Genomic DNA, 21,519 nt, shown 5'->3' with positions numbered 1-21,519 from the left:
AAAGAGAAAAAGGATATGAAAGGAAACATATTTATAAAACGGCCGGTGATGGCTATTTGCATCTCCGTGCTGATTTTGGTCATAGGGCTTATTTCGCTCTTTACGCTGCCGGTGGAGCAGTATCCTGACATTGCCCCCCCAACAGTAGATGTAACAGCTAATTATACAGGTGCTGATGCCGACGCGGTGATGAACAGTGTTGTCATGCCACTCGAAGAAAGTATTAACGGGGTGGAGAATATGATGTATATCAGTTCCACTGCCACGAATGCAGGTTCGGCAGTCATACAAGTATATTTTAAGCAGGGGACAGACCCGGATATGGCTGCCGTAAACGTGCAGAACCGTGTATCCAAGGCACAGGGACTTTTGCCGGCCGAAGTAACAAGGATTGGTGTGACTACGCAGAAACGCCAGACCAGCTTCCTGCAGATCGGGGCAATGGTATGTACCGACGGACGCTACGATCAGACGTTCCTTGCCAATTACCTGGATATAAATGTTATTCCCCAGATTAAACGTATCGAGGGGGTAGGAGATGTAATGGAATTAGGTGATACGTATAGTATGCGTATCTGGCTGCGCCCGGAACGGATGGCACAATACGGCCTTGTCCCTTCGGACGTGACGGCTGTGCTGGGTGAGCAGAATATCGAAGCGCCTACCGGTTCATTGGGTGAGAACTCGGAGAATGTATTCCAGTTCACCATGAAATACCGCGGACGCTTGAAGAGTGTGGAAGAATTCCAGAATACGGTTGTCCGTTCGCAGAGCGACGGTTCCGTGCTTCGTCTGAAGGATGTGGCCGATGTGGAGCTGGGAACGTTGACGTACAGCTTCCGTAGTGAGATGGACGGCAAACCGGCCGTACTTTTTATGATGTTCCAGACGGCAGGTTCCAACGCAACCGCTGTTAATAAAGAAATAACTGCCCGCATGGAGCAGATGAAACAGAATTTGCCGGAAGGAACAGAGTTTGTAACGATGATGAGCTCGAACGACTTCCTGTTCGCTTCTATCCATAATGTGGTGGAGACGCTTGTGATCGCTATCATCCTGGTTATCATGGTGGTGTACTTCTTCCTGCAGGATTTGAAGAGTACGCTTATTCCGTCTATTTCCATTATCGTGTCGCTGGTCGGAACCTTTGCCTGCCTGGTGGCTGCCGGGTTCAGTCTCAATATCCTGACGCTGTTTGCCTTGGTACTTGCCATCGGAACGGTGGTGGATGACGCCATTGTGGTGGTCGAAGCGGTGCAATCGAAGTTCGATGCCGGATATAAGTCACCTTATCTCGCTACGAAAGATGCGATGGGTGACGTAACGATGGCTATCGTTTCCTGTACCTGCGTATTTATGGCGGTGTTTATCCCTGTAACGTTTATGGGCGGAACATCAGGTGTGTTCTACACGCAGTTCGGTATTACGATGGCTACGGCCGTAGGTATCTCGATGATCTCGGCGTTGACCCTTTGTCCGGCCTTGTGCGCCATTATGATGCGCCCGTCGGATGGAACAAAGAGTGAGAAAAGTATCAATGGACGGGTACGTGCAGCTTATAATGCATCGTTCAATGCCGTGTTGGGTAAATATAAGAAAGGTGTGATGTTCTTTATCCACCATCGCTGGATGGTATGGACATCCTTGGCTGCAACGATCGTTCTGTTGGTTTATCTGATGAGTACCACCAAGACGGGACTCGTACCGCAGGAAGACCAGGGCGTTATCATGGTGAACGTAAGTACTTCGCCGGGAAGCACGTTGGAAGAAACGAACAAGGTAATGGACAAGCTGGAAGATATCTTGAATAATACTGAAGAGATAGAACATTATTCCCGCGTTGCCGGCTACGGGCTGATGTCCGGACAGGGTACTTCCTACGGTACGATCATCATCCGCCTGAAGGACTGGAGCGAACGAAAAGGGAAGGAGCATAACTCCGATGCCGTGGCTGCCCGCCTCAATGCACAGTTCTACGGTATAAACGAAGCACAGATATTCAGTTTCCAACCGGCTATGATTCCGGGTTACGGTATGGGTAACTCCCTCGAACTGAACCTGCAGGATATGACAGGCGGCGATATGGCGACATTCTATAACTCGTCGATGCAGTTCCTCGGAGCACTTAACCAGCGTCCGGAAATAGCAATGGCCTATACGTCTTATGCGATGAACTTCCCGCAGATATCGGTGGATGTCGATGCCGCAAAATGTAAACGGGCAGGTATTTCACCAAGCACCGTGCTCGATGCATTGGGTAGTTATTGCGGGGGTGCTTATATCTCCAACTTCAACCAGTTCGGTAAAGTATATCGCGTAATGATGCAGGCTTCGCCCGAATACCGTTTGGATCAACAGTCTTTGGATAATATGTTCGTGCGCAACGGTACGGAAATGGCTCCGATCAGCCAGTTCGTGACACTGACAGAGGTGCTCGGCCCGGAAACAACCAACCGCTTCAACCTGTACAGCACCATCACGGCTAATGTGAACCCGGCTGAAGGATATTCTTCCGGTGAAGTGCAGAAGGTGATCGAAGAAGTGGCTTCACAGACATTGCCGTCCGGATACGGATATGAATACGGCGGTATGGCACGTGAAGAAGCCAGCAGCAGCGGTGCACAGACTGTCTTTATTTATGCTATTTGTATATTCCTTATCTATCTGATCCTGGCCTGTCTCTACGAGAGCTTCCTGGTTCCGTTTGCCGTGATCTTCTCCGTACCGTTCGGGCTGATGGGTAGCTTCCTGTTCGCCAAGATATTCGGATTGGAGAACAACATCTACTTGCAGACAGGGGTGATCATGTTGATTGGTTTGCTGGCAAAGACAGCTATCCTGATTACGGAGTACGCCATCGAACGCCGCCGCAAGGGAATGGGTATCGTCGAGTCGGCTTACTCGGCCGCACAGGTTCGTCTGCGTCCTATCCTGATGACGGTGCTGACGATGATCTTCGGTATGCTCCCGTTGATGTTCTCCAGCGGTGCAGGTGCCAACGGTAACAGTTCGTTGGGTACAGGCGTTGTCGGAGGTATGGCCGTCGGAACACTGGCATTGCTCTTCGTGGTTCCTGTGTTCTATATCATCTTTGAATATCTACAGGAAAAGATACGCAAACCGATGGAAGAAGAAGCCGACGTGCAGGTTATGCTGGAACAGGAGAGAAGTGCAGCCGAACGCGGTGACGTTGAATAATCAATAAATACGAAGGAATATGAAAAAGATAATTCTGTTAACGACTGTATCTGTCTTACTAAGCAGTTGTGGCATATACAGCAAATATAAACCCGCAACCACCGTCCCCGACCATCTCTATGGCGAGGAGGTGGTACCGGAAGATACCACCAGCTTCGGTAATATGGACTGGCGCGTACTCTTTACCGACCCTTATCTGCAACAACTTATCGAACAAGGGTTGCAGAGCAACACAGACTACCAGTCGGCCCAGCTCCGGGTGGAGCAGGCCGAAGCGACTTTGATGTCGGCCCGACTGGCATTTCTCCCTTCTTTCGCCTTTACTCCGCAGGGATCAGTGAGCAGCTTCGACGGTCATAAGGCAACGCAGACGTACTCGTTGCCTATCACCGCCAGCTGGGAACTCGATATCTTCGGACGCATGCGAAATGCGAAAGAACAAGCTAAAGCACTATTTGCCCAAAGCCGCGACTATCAGCAGGCCGTCCGCACCCAGCTGATAGCCGGTATAGCCAACACCTACTATACTTTGCTGATGTTGGACGAGCAGCTTTACATCACGCGGCAAACGGAAGAAGCATGGCGGGAAACCGTCGCTTCTACCCGTGCCCTGATGAAAGCCGGCTTGTCCAACGAATCAGCCGTATCGCAGATGGAGGCAACCTATTACCAGGTGCAAACTTCTGTGCTCGACCTGAAAGAGCAGATCAATCAGGTAGAGAACAGCCTGGCCCTCTTACTGGCAGAAACTCCGCATAGTTACGAACGGGGTGAGCTGCAAGGGCAACAGTTCCCCGAAAGCATCTCTACAGGCGTACCCATGCAGATGCTGGCAAACCGTCCTGATGTCCGTTCGGCTGAACGGTCGCTGGAAGCTGCTTTCTACGGAACCAACCAGGCACGTGCTGCTTTCTACCCTTCAATCACATTGAGTGGTAGCGCAGGATGGACAAATAATGCAGGATCGATGATCGTCAACCCCGGCAAGTTCCTGGCTTCGGCCGTAGGTTCGCTCACGCAGCCTTTGTTTGCCCGTGGAGAGATCATGGCTCAATACCGTATTACCAAGCTGCAACAGGAAGAAGCGGCCCTTGCTTTCCAGCAATCGTTGTTGAACGCCGGAAGTGAGGTAAACGATGCCCTGACAGCTTGCCAGACCAGCCGCGAAAAGAGTCTCCTGCTGGATAAGCAGATCGTTTCGTTGGAAACAGCCTTGAAAAGTACTTCTCTGTTGATGGAGCACGGCACTACTACTTACCTGGAAGTGCTGACAGCCCGGCAGGGTTTACTAAGCGCACAACTAACCCACACCGCCAACCGTTTCACGGAGATACAAAGCCTTATCAATCTCTACAGAGCCTTAGGCGGTGGACGAGAATAACCAACTGTTTTTATTTTTCTTGCAATAAAGGAAGGGCTGTCCGGAAAGTGATTTTAGGACAGCCCGTTTTGCGTTTATAATAAGAAAAATAAAGATAGCAATAGGTTTAATTATTTCTAAATTCGCATTATCTGCGTAAGAAATAAGATTTGCAGGTGTGGGGTTTGTCTTTTCCTATCAATTCCATCATGTCAAAGAACGCTCAAACTGAAGTCTAGTTACATTATTTATTTCGCTTTAATACATCGAAGTACAGTTGGACGAATGTAGTTATTCCAATATCCATTCCCTTTACCAGTAAGATACTCACCAGACGGAGTAACTAACATAACATTGCGTCCAGAACCTTCTACTGTTGAAGAAACATAGAGTGTTTTTCCTGCGTATGTGCGATCAGACTGATATGGGAATGCTACTTTAACTTGTTCTAAATTGTTATTAGCAAATGAAATATACTCATCATTGCTTGGTGCTCTCCAACCGGAAGGGCAACTACTTAATACTTGATTCATATCACCGGTTTTGTAGCTGACAGGTCCAACCCAAAAGTTACCAACTTCAAAACAGGGTTCAGTAGAACCGGGATAAGCGGCAGTTGATGATATAGTGACATTATAGGTTGTTTTTTTGCTATCTCCATTGTTTGTGAAAGTAACTGTCCCGCTTTTCTGGGAAGTATTGTAAACTACTTCTATGATGTAATCCATATACAAAGCAGTAGATGATGTTGCCGTGTTTACTTTTAAACCGTTGGAAACAGATATACTTGTTCCTGTAGGAATAGTAGCTCTCAGTGTGATGGTTGAATGGGTATTGGCGTCTGTAGGTACTGTATGCATAGAGATAGTATTACTGTTTAACTTGTTGGCTGTAGCAGACTTTTCCTCAACTTTTAGTGCAGGGAATACAGGTTTAATAGATATATCTTTATATGTTCCTCCTGCAGCTGTTGTTGCAATTCTAACAGTTACATTACCAATTTTACTCAGATTCGTTAAATTAGCATTAGGTAGAGTTTGAACGCTAATTGTCTTATTATTACCTGCGGCAACGGTGGTGGATACAAGTTTGAACCAGGTTCCACTGCCATTCCAATTAACTATGCTGACGGTTGCATCTAAAGGTGTATTAATATTGATGTTTGCTGTGTTATTTTCGATTACATTCAGGCTTACATCAGATGAAGTAATTGTTGTTGCCAACGCCTTCACTGTAATGCGTGTCGCTGTTTTGTTGGCGTCATGTTTGTTGGCGATATCGAACCATCCGTCACCGCCGCTGACCCAAGTTACCGTGTAGGTATTGTCGGTGTTGTTATTGTTTCCACCGCTGACGGTGATATTTGAACTCTTACTTTTCACATACGATCCGCCCAGCACGGAGGCTTTGACCTGTACCCTCGAACTTGTCACCTGGTAGAGGTTGATAGTGTTGCCGCTCATGGAGTTTTGCGTAGGCACGTTGCCGTTGGCATAACTGAGGGCCGGTGCCTGGAATACAGGGGTGATGGTATATGTTTTGTCTTCTCCACCTTGGATTTTATTCTTGAGTGTAACAGTAGCTGCTTTGATACTCATACCGCTTTGATTTTTCATTGTGGCACGTATGCTTTGGTTTCCACCGGTAAAGTCGGTTTTATTCAGGGTAAACCAGTTTGCCGTGGCTCCGTTCCAGTTGACGGATACAGTGAACCCTTCGGGGAAGTTTGCGCTGTTGTCTACATACCGGCTTGCTATCACATCCAGGTTTTTGCTTGCCGCCGGTGCTGTGTTAAACGTCACCGGAGCTTGTACCGTTACCGTCTGTATCTTGGTCGGATCGGACTTGTTTATTATTTTGAAAGACCCCGCCGTCGCTCCGTTGTTGAGTACGACAGTATATACGTTTTCGGTATTGTAAGTATTGCCTCCTGTTACTGTAACGCCCGCTGCGTCGGTAATCGTGCTTCCTCCGATGGCTGTTGCCTTGATCTTTATCTGGGAGTTGGCTACCCTGTAAAGTTTCAGGGTAGAGGCTGTTGCGTTGGCGGCGGTAATCGCATTTTGTGTCGGTGCGGGTGTTCCTTCCAGTTTGATTGTGGGAGCGGCATAAACCGGTGCTATGACCACTTTGAGGTCGCCTCCGTCGACGATCTTGTTTTTGAGCGTGACGGTAGCGGGCCGTACCAACATGCTGTTGTTGACGGCTGTTGCAATAGCCGTCACGATTTTGTTTGTGCCTGCTTCTACGGCAGTTTCCTTGATGTTAAACCACCGGCTACCGCCGCTTTCTCCGTCGGGTTGCCATTGGATAGCTGCATTGTCGATGGTGAATCCTTCGTGAGAGGACGCTTTAAAGGTTACGGACTGGTCTTTTACTGCTGTCAGTGATGCTTTCGTATCACCGGTCAGGTCTGAACGGAGTACGCTAACGGCGTAGTCGGTCATCTTTGTCCGGTCTGTATAGTTTTTGGCATGCAGTGTGAGGGTCGCCTTATCGGTACCCTCGGGTAGTGTAGGCTTTAAGATATAGTTAGCTTCGTTGGCCGTATTCTCAGCCGGTGTAATGGTAGCGGCATTTCCTTCTATGGCAAGTGCGCTTCCGCCCAATGAGGTCACGGCAATTTGCATTTGTGATTTTGTTGCGTTTTCTCCGGGCAGTTGGTAGATTGTGATTGTTTTCGTATCCGTTTTCAAGAAATCTTGAACGGGGACGGAGGCTGTAGCCCCTTTAAGAGCAGTGGGAGCTTGCATCTCGGGTGTCATGGTGAATACATAATCTTTTCCTCCGATATTATTGTTGAGTGTAACGGTTGCTTTTTTAGCACCTGTCAGCTTACTCTCGACAGGTTTGAAAGTAATATCCTGTGTTTTGTTCATGATATTACCGGGCGTTGTAGCTTTAGTACTTACTGCTCCTTCGTATGTCAACCATTCGGGGCTTCCTTCGGGATAGTCTATTTTCACGGCAACACCATCCAGGGAGTTTGTCTTTACAGTAACCGCGTTGTCTTTCTTAATCACCATTTCCACATCGTCGGGTGTTATTCCTGCATCTGGTGAAGGAGTATGTGTGTTGTCTGTTCCGATGGCATCGTAGGAGGGTGTGACGGATGCCTCGAGTAGGAAGACAGTGACATTGACTTTTAATTCCGGCTTCTTTTTGTTATTGAAAACGATAGTACCCTGATTGCCGGTAACATCTATGTCCCTGTTGTTAAGTACGAGGTCGAAGACGGTTTCCGCTCCGGTTTGCGATGCCTGGGTGACATCCAGCCAGTTCGGTTTGCTTTCAATATCTACTCCGTCGGGACAGGTGATTTTTACCTGTGCACGGCTTCCGGTGATACGGTATACGTTTGCTTCCATCAATTCAGGATCGAAACTGTTGGGATTGTCTGAAGTGCCGTTGGGTGCCTTGGGCGGCTGAACGGTTTCGATGGGTTTGGGTGCAGCCAGCGCTTCAATATATAGAATTTTCTCCGAACCATCGGCCAGACTGTGGAAACGCAAGGTGGTACGTGGGTAACGTCCTGTTGTATAACCGGGTTTCAGGGTAACGGTATATGTATAATGTATACGTCCGTTCAGATCGATGCTGGTGACCGGGTCTGCTATGTTCATCCAGTCGTATAATTTGCTGTTGATTCCTCCTGCATATATTTTCGTAAGGTCGATGGCAGCATTTGAAATGGTGGAAAGCGTGATGCTGCTACCGTCTACCAGCGACATGTTAACGGTCTTCGTCTCTTCGTCATATTCGCTGTCTCCCTTGAAAGCTTCGGGTATGGTTACGACAATTTCTCCGGGTTTGTTTTCGGGAGTATATTCGATCGTGCCGTCGTCTGCCCAGTCCGCCACGAGTATATTCGCGTCGAGATGGTAGGCATTAGCCTGGGTGATATTGATGGTATAGCGATGGTTATTCGCTATATCGAACCAGGTAGCGTTACCGTCGGCCGTTTGCTGTGTGAACGGTATTTGATAAGATACTTTTTTCATCTCCGTTTCGTTTACTTTGTATTTACCGTTAAGAATGATGAAAGCCTTGTCTTCTTTAGGACTGGGGTATGCGTAGAAAGCGCCTGTGCACAGTCCGTTGTTTGCGTTATCTCCGTAAAAAGCATGTGCGGGATAGGTGATAAGTTGGTCGGGTTGCGCTTTGGGTAGGTCGCCGTAGACACGGATCGGGAAGAAACCCGATGCGCGTCGTGCGTTGCCCATCGAGACAGTCTCGATGGTAAAGCGGGAATCTCCCGCTTTATTGTTGATATCGAAACGTGCCGCAAGGCGTGTCAAGCGGAATCCGACCTGCAGGCGTGCTGCGTTGTCGAGACTTGTCAGGTCGATGGGTGTTGTGTAGGCGCCGGCCATCGCGAGCGGCGTAGCCAGGGTATCGGTTTTTGCGTCGGCCGTCAGCAGGCGGGTGTGCCAGGTAGTGAAGGAACTTTCCTGCGGGACGCCTTCGGTGGCCGGCTTCGGGTTACCGTCTTCGCCTTCCGTAAAGGTGATGGGTGTGAAGTCGGCGGGTTTCACGGCCTTGCCGTCAGCCGGGTCGACCAGCGTCGTATCGTTTGCGATACAGTATAGTTTGACGAAGAGTCCTTTTTTCAATTTCATCAGTGCGGTCGTTTCGCTGCCGTCGGCATCGTTGGTGTTGAGTTGCAGCTCGGTGGCTCCCTGCGGTAGTTTGTCGTTGGCATCGGCGCGGTAGGCGAAGCGTTCGAGGAAGGTGTAGTCGCCGTTCTCCTGCGTAGCCCCGAAGACGTATACGTCGAGTGTCGAAATAGTGTTTTCGGCGGCGGTGGCGATGGGTGTTTCCGCTTTCGAGGACACAGGTTTAACCGACAACTTATTTTTCAAAGTCATCATAACTTCCCGGCGTGCATCGTCCGCATCCGGAGTGACGGGGTCTGTACCCTTTTGCTCTGTCTCTTTCGTACAACCGTCCAGTAATAAGGCTGCTGCCAGACTTCCAATAAGAAATTTTACGTACAACATATTCAGTCTTTTTAATTTATTTATTCAGTAGCCATCTCCGCCCACGAAGCGGAACTGAGCCGGGAAACCGTCCCGGGGTGGCTGGGAGAGGAGCGCTGTGCTGCTCTCTTTAAATCTTGTTCAGTTTTTGCAGGAGGTACTTGCCCGGTTTGAATTTGACGCTGGTGCGTGGTGCGATCATGCAGCCTTTGCCGGTGCGTGGATTGCGTCCCAGGCGTTCGGTTTGCTGCCAGGGGGTGAAAGATCCGAAACCTTGCAGGGTGATCGGGTCACCTTCTTGCAGGGATTGGGAGATGATGTCCAGACAGGCATCGATAATATTGTTTGACACGTACTGGGGTAATTCCAGGCGCGAAGCGAGTTTGTTTCTGAATTCTGCTTTATTCATTTTTGTCGAGTTTGATAGGTTGTAAGAAAAGATGTGATAAATGGGAGAGGGCAGCCCAAAGCGCCCTCTCCGTATTAAGTAGGTTTAAGGAGCCGGTGCCGGTGTCGGTATGGTTGTTTCCATATCGATCGTCATATTGCCCCCATTAGGGATTTTGTTAACCAGTACGATTTTACCGCCGGTAAGAGCTGATGTCAGGTCTGCACCTGTGGCTATGGCAACTGTTACAACAGTTGTGTAGCTACCGGCACTTCCGGTAGCTTCTGCTGCCGTAACCTTCAGCCAGGAAGAAGTTTCACTGCCGATAGTGATACCTTCCTTCGAGGCGACGGACATCGTAAAGCTGCTGCTCGATGTCGCTTCGGTCATAACCACTTTGGCATTGTTGCCGTCGGCTGCTGCTGTAAAGTTGTTCGTGCCGGTTGTAGAGCTAATGCTTGTCAGCGCCGTGATAGCCGGATCCGTCAATGTCACCGTGATCTCCGTCGTTGCGCCGTCGGCGGTAGTGAAGGTCAGTGTCGGAGTGGCACTTAACGGCAATGACTGGGCTGCCTGTAAGGTAATCGTATGCTCCGTGCTGTTACCACCCACCAGTGTCAGGAAGTCGGCATCCGACTTGGCAGTCAGTGTTGTCGCAACGTCGGTGGTCAGTGTGATGGACTGACCTCCGGCGTTGTACAAGGTAGCTACGGTACCGGCAAATGTGCTCAGGCCGGTGTCGTCTGCACTTTTGCTGACGGTGGCGGCTGTCGGAACGGTTGTTACGACTTCCACTGCGATCGCTTTCGATGCATCCAGCTTGTTGGTGATCGTGAACTTACCGTCCGTTTTACCGGCAGCCTGCATACCCGTGGCATCGGTTATCTTTCCGGTGATGGTAGTCACTTTCTTACCGTTGTTGCCTACGGTGTTGTCTGTGATGGTCAACCAATCTCCACCGGTCTTGGCTACTGTTACTCCTTCGGGGGAAGTAACCGACAGCGTAAACTCGTTGTTTGCGACACCTACCAGCGATACCTGCGGGATAGAGCCTGTTCCGGCTGTCAGGTCGAACGTGTTATCGTTACGATTGCTCCGGAAGTCGCCGGCTGTCAGCGCTTTCATGGCCGGATCTTTCAGGATAACCTTCACCGTTGTCTTGGCGGTGGAAGCGACAGAAGTGAAATCGACTGTGCCTTCGTTGCCTGCCGAGCCTGTACCGTCGACCGCCAGGGTGTAGTTGCCGCTGGCCTCTGCAACGTTAGCGCTGGCTGTTACTCCGGTAGAACCTACGTTTGCAGTACTTACCGTGCTACCGGTTGTTGTTGCACTTTCCGGGTCTGCCGGATCGGTCAGGCGGGTTTCCGCATCGACCTGCAGCTTGATGGTCTGGCTGGCCACATTATAGATGTAGGCCGTCAGCTTGGCAGGATCGAACGTGTTGTAGTTATCCGGCTGGCTTACCAAAGCGACTGTCGGGCCTTGTGTTGCGATCACTTTGATCTCTTTGCGACTACCGCTGGCCGGGTTGGTCAGGCGGATGGTTACGTCTTCCAGCTTTTGTCCGGCAGTAACGGCTGCATTCATTGCCGTTTCATCCACTTTGAACTTGTAAGTCGTTTCCTGCGAGCCGGCTTTGGTAACAACCGGTTCACCGTCCATTACCAGCCATTTGGCGGCTGTAGCCGATTTGTAGATCACTTCGTGAGACAGATCCGTGTTCGATGCCATTTTGAAGGTGAACTTGCTGGCGGCATCGGGCAATACTGATATCCGGCCGTTGTCGAGTACGTATGTACCGGTGCTGTTGGCTGCATCCAGTACGACATTTTCCGTCCGGTCGAAATCGTTTTCCGGTTCGTAAGGGTCGATCACCTCTTTGTCATCCCAGTCGGCCACCTTCAGGTCGACATCCAGATGATAGGTGTCGGCTTTGGTGATCGTGATGGTGTAACGGTGGTTGTAGGCCACTTCGATATAGGTACCGATACCGTTTATCATCTGCTGGAAAGGAATCTGGTAGGATACGTCTTTGCTTTCCGTCTGGTTCACGGCATATTTTCCTTTCAGCATCAGGTAGCCGTGGTCGTCTTTGGGACTCGGGAAAGCGTAGAAAGCACCTTTGGTCAGATTGGTCGTTCCTGCCAATTCATCAGAAGCCTTCTGTGTATCGGGCAGAACTTCGTGTTCGGGATACGTGATCAGGTCGGCTTGTGTTTTACCGACAGTCTCGATCGGGAAAAATTTCGCCCCTTTCTGTCCGTTACCCATCGACATTTTCTCGAGGGTGAATTTAGACTTTGCGGCATCGTTCACGATATCGAAACGGGCCACCATACGGGAGAGCTTGAAGCTGATTTGCGTACGTGCCGAGCTACCGAAATCGGTCAGGTCGAGCGGTGTCGTGTAGGCTCCCGACATGGGCAGCGGCGAGGCCAGCACATCGTTTTCGGTCGGATCGGCAGTTGCTGCCGGATCGATCAGCTTGATATGGAGCTTCTTGAAGTCGGCTTCTTTCGGGATACCGGCTGTGACCAGGTTATCGTCCTGACCGGGTGCGGTCTGGATGAGCGACTTGAAGTCGGTGTACTGCGTCGTAGTCCCGTCATCGGATGTAGTGTACATTTCGGAACGGTTGGCCACACAGTATAACCGGACGAAGAGCCCTTTGTTGAGTTTCAGCAGACCGGTCGTGACACCACTGTTGTCGGCACTGTTGGTCAGGTTGAAACTATACGTATTTACGCCCGGAAGTGTCAGGGTAGAGGCATCATCCCTGTAATAATGGATCTCTTGTAAGGTGTAATCCCCGTTTTCTTCTTTAGATCCGAATACGTAAACGTCGAGCGAGTGGATATAATTCTCCTCCTCGGTAGCGATCGGGTCGCCTTCCGCCTTTGTCTCCGGCTTCTGTAGAACGAGATGGTTCTTCAGCGAAACAAGCACTTCCTGACGATCGGTATCGTCTTCTGTCCCTGTTCCTCCGGTCGTAGTGCCGCCGGCTACCTCATTCTCTTCCGTGCAGGAAGCAAAAAGAAATGCTCCTGCAGCAAAAAGAGATACTAGATGTTTTATGTTCATAATCTTCTTTTTTAATTGTTATATTAAGGTGCTTTCGTAACGGTAATCGTTTCGTCGGCATTTGTTACGCTGTTGTGGACAGTGATCGTTACATCATCGGTCGATGTCTGGTCTCCTCCCATCAGGGTGATTGTCTGCTTCTTGCTTGCATCGATAGTGGCACTACCGCCGGCAGGGGCAGTACAAGTGAACCATGCACTGGTTGCACATGTGATCGTTGAACCTTTAGGGGCTACGATATCAAATGAGGAAACACTGTATTGGACGTATGTACTCGGAAGTGTAACCGTTGTTCCTGACAAAGTCGGTGCCACGCCTCCTGCCGGATTTTCCAGTTTGACGGCCGGATCGATCAGAGTCAATGTAACGGTTGCCTTGCGGGTTGCGTCATTGTCATTCGATGCTGTGATCGTTACTTGATTGGCAGCAGCTGCCGCATTGGTTACTTCTATCTTGTAATAGTTGGTATCACCTTGTTTAGTAACGCTGACATTTGCATCGCTCGATGCCACGGTCATATTTTCCGTACAAGCCATTTGCAGGTAAATAGTACTGTTATTTACTTTATACATATCGGCTATTACAGCATACGGATATCCGGAAGGAATTCCATCGTTGAATGTACTGTTCACATACGTACTCGGGTCTGCATTCGGTGTGATGGTCGGTTTGCTGTAAGCCTTGTTCAGTGTCAGCTTGAAGCCCGGAGCCGTGATGCCCTGTTCTGTCAGCTTGCTGGTGAATACAAGGTTGAAGTCGCTGGTGTTGGCCGGAGAGTCTTTCTTTTTCAGCTGATATTCCGTGTAGCGGTTACCGTCGCTGTCGGCCCACGGGTGAACTTCGGTGATGGTCAGCCACGGGCAATCCAGGCTGGCAACAGTCAGTCCCTGCGGTGAGTTAACTTTGAAGTTGCATGAGCCTGCGGCCAGCAGGTCGAGGTCAACCTGTAATGTACCGGTTGTTACGAACGGAGTTTCGCTTCCTGCCGTGTAATCGCTGGCACCATTGGCATCGGTCGATTTCGCAATGCTCAGACTCGGGTCTGCTTTTGTGATCGTCAGTGTCGTAGTCTTTGTCGGATCGCCTGCATTCTTGAATACCATGTTTCCACCAACAGCCGTAGCTTCTGCATCAACGGATACTTTGAAAGTATGGACAAATCCGTTTGTAGCGACCTTTTCGGCCTTGTATCCGGTCAGGGCATCCGCTGTGACGCCTTCGATACTGGTGATATCGAATGTGACGTAGCTGCCGTTTACAGAGTAGATCGTAGCAGTCGGTTTCTTTGCGTCGTCGTCGGTCAGTGCGGTGATGTTGCCTTTCGAATTGCCGTTGGTTACGAGGGCGAACGACGGGACAGCCTTTGGGCCATAGAAATTGACGGTTGTCCACAGGGCCGGATCGTAGGAAGCCGTTTCGTTGATGAAATGTACGGCTACCGGTTGTTGACCGATCGAGTTAGTGTATTCGAATTTGAATGTCGTGTACCATACACCGTCGCGTTCTTCGGTCTTGTCGGCCGTGATAGTCAGCCACTCTGTTTCACCGGCTTTAGTGGCCGACATGGTTTCCTTTTCGCAACGTACGGTTCCGGTAGCTGCCATGGTGAGGCTGAATGATCCGGCACCATCGGCATTTCCGGTCACTTCGTAATCGTAGGTCGTTGCATCGGGGTTGGCTGCATTCAGGTCGGTCGGCATGTTGGCACTTGCGGCATCGAAAGCAAGGGCGGCATCGAATACCGGTGCGTCGTTGTCGGGACGGATCGTGATACCACCCGCCGAGGTCCAGTCTACTACATCGAAGGTACCATATACGTTACTCAGGGTCACGTCGGTGATACGCAGGCAATAGCGGTTGTTGGCGTTGATGGCGATGTATTCGCCCTTGTCGCCTCCTTCAGGGGTACGTACGATCGGCACATGGTAGGTAACCGGTACCTGGCTGGAGTTGACCGGGCTCTTGTAGGTCCCTTCCAGGATCAGGTAGCTTTCGTCGGTCGCCAGGGTCGGGTAGACGTAGAGCGAGCTTTCGGTAATGCCCTGGTTGGCACCTGTCAGTTTCTCGAAGTCCACCGCTTCGTACTTCTGTGCGATCAGCGGGGATGTTCCGAGGTCTGCTTTTTCCACTTTGGTGAGTGGTGCAGTCCATAGCGGAGCCGTTTTACGTCCTTGCGCCAGGGTCACGCTCTTGATGGTCAGGTTCGATTTCGAGGTGGTGTTGTCGATATCGAAACGAGCCGCCACGCGGGTCAGGTCGATGTTTACGACCGACACGTTGCCGCTGATCTTCGTCTTTCCCTGACCGGTCATCAGTAGCGGGGTGGAGATCACGCCGTCGGCTGCTGCACCCAGTGCTTTGGTAAAGGCGGCGATAAAGTCCGTTTCGGTGGTACCCGGGGTGACGGTGTAACTTCCGTCGCCGGCCTCCGCCGTTGTTACGGGAGTCAGGGTAGCCAGGATTTCCGTACCGCCGTCTTCCTGATAGAATTTCTCATCCGTCGTTTTCGACACGGTGGCACCGTCGGATGCAAGCACGCCCGGCACATTCTTGTTGGCAATACAGAACAGCTTGATGTAAGGGACACCCGGCAACTCGTTCGGATAGAGGGAAGCCTTCCAGCCGGTACCGGCTTCCGTCTTTTTGAAGTTGGTCGTTTCCGGATGTTCCGGATCGTAAGCCGTTCCGTCCTGCCATGTTTCCAGGTAGTAATACGGGCCACCTTCGGAGGCTGCCGCGAACAGATAGATCTGCAAGTCGTCTATCTGGTTTTCTTTGGCGGTAGCAATCGCTTTGGTCGGTTTGTCGTACGACTGGCTTTCACCGCTTCCGCTGAAGACGATCTGCAACTCGGAGCGTCCGGGGATACCGCTGGTACCGCCTCCTGTCGTTTCATCGTCTGAACAGCTTGCTCCCAGTCCCGCAAGGGCGAGGAGCAGCATTAAACTTTTTACATTCATGTTCGTTTGTTTTAAATTAAACATATTGTTAGTTGAAAAATTGATATTTGTCTGTTTTCGGGAAGTCGCTCCATCCTGTACTGGTAAGAGGCACTTACTAATGTTGGTAAGGGTGACTTACTAACGCTGGTAAGGGGTAATTACCAATACAGGTAAGAGTTACTTACCGGATTATTCGATGACCGGACGGTCATCTTCGCCACTGCTGCCTCCGCCGTCACCTACATGTACGTCGACGGATACTTCGCGGGGTTCTTTCAGTAGATGCTTACCGGCACCGAACTGCGTGCGTACGGTGAGCAGGTAGTTGCCGTCGGCCAGGTCGGCGGGGATCAGTAGCGTGAGTTCCGAAGGGTTGTTCTTCGTAATCATGTCGTCGTCGAGCTTCACTACGGCTTTCGTCGCGGTGTTGGTCAGGGTAACGCCCACCGACTCGTCTTCGCCCGCCACTTTGAGGTTGGCTCCGCGTACGAAGAAGTTGCGTCCCGGGGTCATGGTACCGTCCTTCAGGCCGGTCTTGCGGTCTTCCGTTCCGGTGATGTACATCACGTCGGCTTTCGAGCCCAGGATGCTGATCGTCGTTTTGGCAATCTCTTCGCGCATCACTTTGTCTTGCGTGAAAGCCACGTAGATGCTGTTGCTATCGGGGTTCCACCTGCCGTCTTCGGCCAGCCCCAGCAGGCGGGGTACGGCGTAGAACAGCCCCGTGTTGAGCTGCCACCCGTTCATCAGCATACGGGCGCAGACGCGTTGGAAGAGGGTGACCGAGTGCACGATCGTTTCGAGGCGCAGGCCGGTGTCTTCGGCACGCATTTCTTCATAAATCTTGTCGATGTCGGCTTTGCCGGTGGTCTCAAGCACAAAGATCTTGTCTTTCGGATCGGGTGTCACCGAGTTGGGTGCCATCCATACTTTCAGCGTATTTGCCATTTCGTTAAAAAATTGTGGTCTGGTGCCTGTCAGGACGCCTCGCCGGTTAATACTAGTGTTTCATTCGTTTCAATTTCGCACAAACGCACACGACAAGCTGCGCACCCCCCGCCGTGGGGGCTGCGTAACGATCGGTGCATCTGTTGTTGGTTTAACAGATGCGATTGACAGGGAAAAGACTAAAGATTTTTGCTTTCGAAATACTCTTTCATTAATGACAATGCTTTTTGTATTTCACGAGCGGGGGTTTTGCGGCTCTTTTTCTGAAAGCCGTTAAATAAGACAATGAGTTGTCCTTCATCGAAACAACAAAAGATACGGATTATATTACTTTCAGCCTCTACACGTATTTCGTAGAGGCCTTGTGTACCTTCAATGTGTTTGAAGAAGTTTTTGGGAATATATTGTTCGTAGCAAAGTAGATCCAGAACATAACCTATCTTATTTCGCATAGGAACACTTTGTTGTTTGATAAAATCCCGGGTACGGTTATCATAGAAAAAAAGATTACGTATAGTTTTCATATGTCAGGTTGGATTTGAGTAAGATGTCTGGAACTACATGATAGTAAAACTTATTTGTTTGCCTACTGCTCTGAAAAGTTCAAATAGTTTATCAATGCTGATGTTCATGTTTCCTTTTTCAATAAGTGACAAGTCACTTTTGTTCAATCCCACTTTTTCAGCTAATTCCTGTTGAGTTAATCCGGCATCTTTACGTGCTAACTTCAATCGTTCGCTTAATCGAAAAAGTTCACTTTCTTTATCGAATTGATCACGTGAAGCAGTACCTTGAATGCCGAATAATTCATCTTTAACATCATCCCAACTGCGACAATTCTTAGGAGGTAAATTTGTAGTCATAATTAATTTGTTTTAATAGTTCGGGCAAATGTATTGACAATTTATCAGATAGTCAATAGCATTTACCTAATTAACAGTTCTTTTCCCTGTCAATCCCATCATGTCAAAGATCGCTCAGGCCGGAGCCTGCTTGCCGCCCGCTGGCGGCTATTCTTATTTATGGCGTACAGTTATTCGGGGAAGCCGGGGGCTTCGGGTACGCAGGTATTTGTGTTATTTGTTTTTGATGCAACGGACGTTTAATAAATCCGTTGGAGTTGCATCCGACCATCGATTATTTCCCTGACCATACCAATACCATTGACTATTACTCACAGTTATTGCTGCGTATCCTTGACCTTTTGATGCACGCTCAGAAGAAGTCCAGTAAGCAATTAAATTTTTACAGTCACCACCTGTTGCTTTTCCTTTAGGATCGGCACCTGGAAGATAAATGTTTGCTAAATTTTCTTTATCATTTGCTATTGCATCTCTTATATCATATTGATCAGGAAGATGCCACCCATCTGGACATTTTGTTTGTGCATCATTGAAATTAGCTAATCCTTCTGTTACCGGTGCTACCCAATATTTTGCCATTTCCAAAGCCGGATACGTTTTCCCAGTACTCTTTGACGTATAGGTAATCGTCTGATCTTTCACACTTATGTTGTAAACCTTTTTACTTGCGGCATTCTGATAATTAGTAATCGTGAGTGTCCCGGTAGCCGCTGCATTATAAGCAGCATCGAGTGTATAGCTTGTTGTGTAGGCAGTGCTGAAAGCTGCCCCGGTTAATTTCAGTCCGGTTCCGGATACTGTGACTTTGCTACCACCCAGAGATACTACTTTCAATGTTATTTGAGCATGGTAGCCGGAGTTGCTTGACATTTTTACCATATTGATAGCCGTACCGATCAGATTATTACCGGTAGATGAAGTTTGTTCTGCGCTGATAAATTGATAAACAGGCGTTACAGTGAATGTTTTCACAGTCCCTCCCGTGATTTTGTTTGTCAACGTAATCGTTGCCTTCTGTATATTTGTCAGCGTTGTGATATCGCTTTTTGTTGTCATTTTGAGTGCTTGGCTGTTCGCATTGAAGTTTGTGGCGCTCAGGTCGAACCAGGCTTGCCCGCCGGTTCCCCAGTTTACGGAAGCCGTACATCCTTCGGGCGAATTGATTGTATTGGTTACGTTCTGGCTGGCCAATGTATTCATATTGAGATTGTCGGTAGCCGTAATCGTTGTAGCCGGCGCACTCACCGTGTAAGCGGCAGTCTCCTTTGTCTCGTCCGATTTGTTTGCAATAACGAAAGAAGCCGATGTACCGCTTTTCCAAGTGACCACATACGTTTTTTCTGCATTGTAATTGTCGTCGGCAGTCACGGTGATATCACCCGTCAGGGTTTTGACACAGGTGCCGCCCAAGGCATTCGCTTTGAAACTGACCTTCGAACCGGTTACCTGATACAGTTTAATGGCCGTGCCCGACATCGTGTTTTGTGTGGGCGAGTTGCTTCCGCTGACAAAAGCGATGGTGGGGACAGGGAACACCGGCGAGACGGTGAAGACCGTGTTTTTGCCGCCAACTTTGTTTTTGAGTGTGACGGTTGCTTTTTTCGCACCTCCCAGCTTGGCATTGTCGAGTGAGAAGGTGAGTTCTGCATTCTCATTGTAAGCCCTGGTTACGTTTGCGCCTGCGGCTTTGAGCCATTCGGGCCCTCCGTCGAAGTCTAAGCCGATCTCGATGCCCTGCATGGATCTGCAAGTGACGGCGAAATTATTCGCGTCTGAAATCTGCATATTGACGTTTGCCGGCTTGTCATCGGTAGCAGCCTCATAGCTGTTCTTGGTGCCGTCGATCGTAGGGGTATTGAAATCAGGTTTCAGGGTGGCTTCGAGCAGTTGCACGGTGATATCCGTTTTTAGATCACCGGCTTTGCTGTTGCGGAAAGTGACGATGCCTTTATCTTCGGGAACATCGGTGATATCGCGGTTGTTGAGTGTAAACGAATAGATCGTTTCCGCCCCGTTCTGCCGTTCGATGGCCACATCGAGCCAGTCGGGCTTGCTTTCCACCCCGGTACCGTCGGGACAGGTGATACGCACATGCGCATTACTTCCGGTAATGCGGTAGAGGCTTACCAGCAGGTTTTCGGCATCGAAGGTGTTGGGGTTGTTTGTACCCGGCTGCGGTGTGTTGTCCGCCTGTGGGACGGATACCGCCTCGACGAAGAAGGTCGTTTCGTCGCCGTTCATGGTGTTTGTGAACCGCAGTACGGCACGGGGGTACCGTCCTCCTGTATATCCGTCTTTCAGCGAGAAGGTATATGCGAAGTTTAACGCTGTTTTTGTGGATACGACAGGTTCCGATACTTCCAGCCAGTCGTATTGCTGTGCGGCGAGTCCACCGACATATTTTTTCTCGACCATCAGATTGGAGGAGGCAGTCGTTTTCAGTTCGAATTGGCTACCGGGTTTGAGCGACATGCTGACGGATCGCGTATCGGGATCGTATTTGGTGTCGTCCTTGAATCCGTCGGGAATGGTTACGGCCAGTTCCCCGGTATCTTCGTTGGGGTTGAACTCGATGATGCTTCCGTCGTCCGCCCAGTCGTCTACGGAAATGTTGCAGTCGAGGTGGTAGAGGTCTGCCGCCGTGATAGCGAGTGTATAGCGGTGGTTGTTGGCAATCTCTAAGATTGTAGCCGTTCCGTTCTCATTCTGCCTGGTGAAAGGGACCCGGTAAGAGACTTCTTTATATTCTGTTTCGTTCACTTTATACATACCTTTAAGAATTAAGAAAGCATTGTCTTTTTCAGGTGAAGGGTAAGAGTAGAAAGCTCCTGTCTGCAATCCTTTGTTGGCTTTCTCTCCGTAGAACCGTCGTACGGGACTAGTGATAAGTTCGTCCGGTTTCGCTTCGGGCATATCACCGTAAGGTCGTATGGGAAAATAGCCTGAACCGCGTCGTGCCTTGCCGATCGAGACAGTCTCGATGATGAAGCGGGAACTTCCCGCTTCATTCATAATATCATATCGAGCCACGAGACGTGTCAGTCGGAAACCGATCTGTAAGCGCGCAGCACTCCCCGAATCTGTCAGGTCTAATGGTGTGGTCAATGCTCCTGCCATAGCCAGCGGTGTAGCCAGTGTGTCTGCCGGTACGGTTGCACTGAGCAGGTGCGTATGCCAGGTGGTGAAGGTGTTTTCGTGGGGGATGCCTTCGGTTGCCAAACGGGTAGTACCGTCTTCACTTTCCGTAAAGGTGATGGGGGTGAAGTCGGCGGGTTTCACGGTCTTGTTGTCAGCCGGGTCGACCAGCGTCGTATCGTTTGCGATACAGTACAGTTTGACGAAGAGTCCTTTTTTCAATTTCATCAGTGCGGTCGTTTCGCTGCCGTCGGCATCGTTGGTGTTGAGTTGCAACTCGGTGGCTCCCTGCGGTAGTTTGTCGTTGGCATCGGCGCGGTAGGCGAAGCGTTCGAGGAAGGTGTAGTCGCCGTTCTCCTGTGTAGCCCCGAAGACGTATACGTCGAGTGTCGAAATAGTGTTTTCGGCGGCGGTGGCGATGGGTGTTTCCGCTTTCGAGGACACGAGTTTAACCGACAACTTATTTTTCAAAGTCATCATAACTTCCCGGCGGGAGTCGGCCGTATCCGGGATGACGGGGTCTGTACCCTTTTGCTCTGTCTCTTCCGTGCAGCCGCCCAATAAGAAACTACATAAAAGTATGGTGCTTAGTTTGTGAAAATAGTTCATATCGCTGTATTTTATA

10 protein-coding genes are annotated in these 21,519 nt (G+C 49.9%); 2 read left to right on the top strand and 8 right to left on the bottom strand.

The window, feature by feature from the left end; translation table 11 throughout:
• The first annotated feature begins 15 nt into the window (after window positions 1-15).
• Together HMPREF1212_RS12425 and HMPREF1212_RS12420 are read left to right on the top strand one after the other, a co-directional pair.
• Window positions 16-3,198: an efflux RND transporter permease subunit gene (locus tag HMPREF1212_RS12425; RefSeq protein ID WP_046149566.1), complete on the top strand. Its 3,183-nt coding sequence runs from the start codon at window positions 16-18 to the stop codon at window positions 3,196-3,198.
• A 19-nt stretch (window positions 3,199-3,217) separates the two neighbouring features.
• Window positions 3,218-4,579, top strand: coding sequence for a TolC family protein (locus tag HMPREF1212_RS12420; RefSeq protein ID WP_046149565.1), 1,362 nt, complete (start codon window positions 3,218-3,220; stop codon window positions 4,577-4,579).
• A 227-nt stretch (window positions 4,580-4,806) separates the two neighbouring features.
• On the opposite strand, the gene HMPREF1212_RS26335 is transcribed toward HMPREF1212_RS12420, so the two are convergent.
• From HMPREF1212_RS26335 to HMPREF1212_RS12380, 8 genes are all read right to left on the bottom strand, one after another.
• A complete protein-coding gene (locus HMPREF1212_RS26335; RefSeq protein ID WP_052724982.1) occupies window positions 4,807-9,558 on the bottom strand; it encodes an autotransporter outer membrane beta-barrel domain-containing protein in 4,752 nt (1,583 codons plus the stop codon).
• A 109-nt stretch (window positions 9,559-9,667) separates the two neighbouring features.
• Window positions 9,668-9,946: an HU family DNA-binding protein gene (locus HMPREF1212_RS12410; protein ID WP_046149564.1), complete on the bottom strand. Its 279-nt coding sequence runs from the start codon at window positions 9,944-9,946 to the stop codon at window positions 9,668-9,670.
• Between the two features lie 84 nt (window positions 9,947-10,030).
• Window positions 10,031-13,006: an autotransporter outer membrane beta-barrel domain-containing protein gene (locus tag HMPREF1212_RS26330; RefSeq protein ID WP_198293265.1), complete on the bottom strand. Its 2,976-nt coding sequence runs from the start codon at window positions 13,004-13,006 to the stop codon at window positions 10,031-10,033.
• Window positions 13,007-13,029: 23 nt separating this feature from the next.
• Entirely contained in the window at window positions 13,030-15,966 is a 2,937-nt protein-coding gene (locus HMPREF1212_RS12400) for a hypothetical protein (protein ID WP_046149563.1), read from the bottom strand.
• 171 nt (window positions 15,967-16,137) lie between these two features.
• Window positions 16,138-16,896 carry a DUF4469 domain-containing protein gene (locus tag HMPREF1212_RS12395; protein WP_046149562.1) on the bottom strand — a complete coding sequence of 253 codons (759 nt, stop codon included), beginning with the start codon at window positions 16,894-16,896 and terminating at the stop codon, window positions 16,138-16,140.
• A gap of 179 nt (window positions 16,897-17,075) precedes the next feature.
• Window positions 17,076-17,420 (bottom strand): type II toxin-antitoxin system RelE/ParE family toxin, encoded by a 345-nt coding sequence (locus HMPREF1212_RS12390; protein ID WP_046149561.1) that lies wholly within the window; start codon window positions 17,418-17,420, stop codon window positions 17,076-17,078.
• Window positions 17,421-17,453: 33 nt separating this feature from the next.
• Window positions 17,454-17,759: a helix-turn-helix transcriptional regulator gene (locus HMPREF1212_RS12385; protein WP_046149560.1), complete on the bottom strand. Its 306-nt coding sequence runs from the start codon at window positions 17,757-17,759 to the stop codon at window positions 17,454-17,456.
• Window positions 17,760-17,972: 213 nt separating this feature from the next.
• The gene (locus HMPREF1212_RS12380; RefSeq protein WP_157317001.1) at window positions 17,973-21,503 is read right to left on the bottom strand and encodes a hypothetical protein; all 3,531 of its coding nucleotides are present in this window, start codon (window positions 21,501-21,503) and stop codon (window positions 17,973-17,975) included.
• Window positions 21,504-21,519 lie beyond the last annotated feature (16 nt).

The sequence above is a fragment of the Parabacteroides sp. HGS0025 genome (assembly GCF_000969845.1).
Taxonomy (GTDB): domain Bacteria; phylum Bacteroidota; class Bacteroidia; order Bacteroidales; family Tannerellaceae; genus Parabacteroides; species Parabacteroides gordonii.
Note: the sequence above shows the minus strand (reverse complement) of the source record. Positions and strands in the feature narration are given on the sequence as shown.

Bases quoted from the DNA above. Each gene is read 5' to 3' on its own strand.
- HMPREF1212_RS12425 (WP_046149566.1), top strand. From the start codon at position 16: ATGAAAGGAAACATATTTATAAAACGGCCGGTGATGGCTATTTGCATC.
- HMPREF1212_RS12420 (WP_046149565.1), top strand. From the start codon at position 3,218: ATGAAAAAGATAATTCTGTTAACGACTGTATCTGTCTTACTAAGCAGT.
- HMPREF1212_RS26335 (WP_052724982.1), bottom strand. From the start codon at position 9,558: ATGTTGTACGTAAAATTTCTTATTGGAAGTCTGGCAGCAGCCTTATTA.
- HMPREF1212_RS12410 (WP_046149564.1), bottom strand. From the start codon at position 9,946: ATGAATAAAGCAGAATTCAGAAACAAACTCGCTTCGCGCCTGGAATTA.
- HMPREF1212_RS26330 (WP_198293265.1), bottom strand. From the start codon at position 13,006: ATGAACATAAAACATCTAGTATCTCTTTTTGCTGCAGGAGCATTTCTT.
- HMPREF1212_RS12400 (WP_046149563.1), bottom strand. From the start codon at position 15,966: ATGAATGTAAAAAGTTTAATGCTGCTCCTCGCCCTTGCGGGACTGGGA.
- HMPREF1212_RS12395 (WP_046149562.1), bottom strand. From the start codon at position 16,896: ATGGCAAATACGCTGAAAGTATGGATGGCACCCAACTCGGTGACACCC.
- HMPREF1212_RS12390 (WP_046149561.1), bottom strand. From the start codon at position 17,420: ATGAAAACTATACGTAATCTTTTTTTCTATGATAACCGTACCCGGGAT.
- HMPREF1212_RS12385 (WP_046149560.1), bottom strand. From the start codon at position 17,759: ATGACTACAAATTTACCTCCTAAGAATTGTCGCAGTTGGGATGATGTT.
- HMPREF1212_RS12380 (WP_157317001.1), bottom strand. From the start codon at position 21,503: ATGAACTATTTTCACAAACTAAGCACCATACTTTTATGTAGTTTCTTA.